The organism is Succinivibrio dextrinosolvens (assembly GCF_900116345.1).
Classification (GTDB): domain Bacteria; phylum Pseudomonadota; class Gammaproteobacteria; order Enterobacterales; family Succinivibrionaceae; genus Succinivibrio; species Succinivibrio dextrinosolvens_B.
Genome location: NZ_FPAH01000091.1, coordinates 1 through 1,386 on the forward strand (window position 1 = coordinate 1; position 1,386 = coordinate 1,386).

The 1,386-nt window shown below is 43.3% G+C and carries 2 protein-coding genes; both read right to left on the reverse strand.

All coding sequences use genetic code 11. The features are described from left to right. The coding region (locus BM308_RS13130; protein WP_143098635.1) for a two-partner secretion domain-containing protein at positions 1-416 on the reverse strand (416 nt) is incomplete at its 3' end. Positions 417-462: 46 nt separating this feature from the next. Continuing rightward, a partial coding sequence (locus BM308_RS13135) for a ShlB/FhaC/HecB family hemolysin secretion/activation protein (protein WP_177214464.1) occupies positions 463-1,386 on the reverse strand: 924 nt, incomplete at its 5' end.

Here is a 1,386-nt window from a genome sequence, read left to right on the forward strand (position 1 = left end):
ATAAAATCATTAACGGTTTTCTCAGTGATTTTAGAGGTGGAGAGTACCACCCTATTGGCATGAATCTCACCGTTCTTTCCTAAGGTAATACCATTGGGATTTACAAGATAGAAGGCTGAACTGCTGGTGCCTGAGGTACCGATGTAACCGTCAATTACCGAAGCCTTTGAGCCATGTACCAGGTTTAAATACTGGTGATTGTCAAACAGGACTCGATTCTCTGAACCCACAGAAAAATCATCCCAGGAGATGACGTTACGCTCAGCGCTGGAAACAATCAGCTGAGTCTTGTCCTTATTGACAATGGTGGCATCACCGGCAATTATCTGAGCCCCGCTTGGCAGTACATTCGAGGCAAAAGAGGTACCTGTGAGCATACCTGCAGATACACAGAGAATTCTTAGTAGCTTGTTCATAATTATCTTGATCCTTTTAAAAGATGAATCTGTTTTCCTGTTCTGTTTAAACCATGTAATAACCGAATTTAATCAGCATCTTGACCTTGTCTTTTGCATACTCGCGGTTATGACCTACAGCCTTATTCAGTGAGGCATTGACATAGAAGCCGTGGTAGATAAATTCTCCACCCACACCTACGGCATAGAAGCTTTCCTTCTTTCTGTTCTCATGGTTTCTGGCATGAGCCTGCATGAAGTCTGTATAGACATTGAAGGTCGGATAGCTCTTAACCTTATAGGTGAACTTCAAATCATCAAAGATACCGTTGTCAGATGAGGCGGTATTTGACTCAAACGCTCTTACTCCATAAGCTCCGCATGGAGAGAACTTGTCGGATGGGTCAAGTGAGGTTGAGGCAATCTGCAGACTGTAGGTGTTGCTGATATTAAAGAATTTATTGACATCAAAGGACACCGAACCGTCTAAGGTAGTGATGAAATAGGATTTGTCCTCATACAGGTTGTACTCATCATCATTCTTAAGCTGACCGTATTTAAAGCGCAGAGCATTGGCAAGATTTGCTGTGGCAAAGAAGTTATCAAGCTTAAAGTCAGTGAACAGACCATAGCTGTGTCTTTTGAGCTTTACATCAAAGGACTCAATACTGTCAGCAATGCGGCGGTAGTAGGAGCCGATGTCTCCTGTAAATCTGGTCTTTGAGCTTCTGTAGAAAGGATTCTCCAGATACACATCTGCATTGAAGACATTGCCGTGAATATCAAGGTCTCGGTATTCTCCACCCAGCTCATAGCTTGAATAGGACAGGTCGGTACCTATGACATTTAGTCTTGAGTTGATGGGTACTCGATAGTCAAAGCTGAAATTGTTCTGTTTCTTGTCTGAGGTTGCCAGAAGCAGGTTTGACCTGTCGGCATGATGTGAGACATCATTGCAGGTTAACACTCCCACAAAACGGTTCTCTCCGGT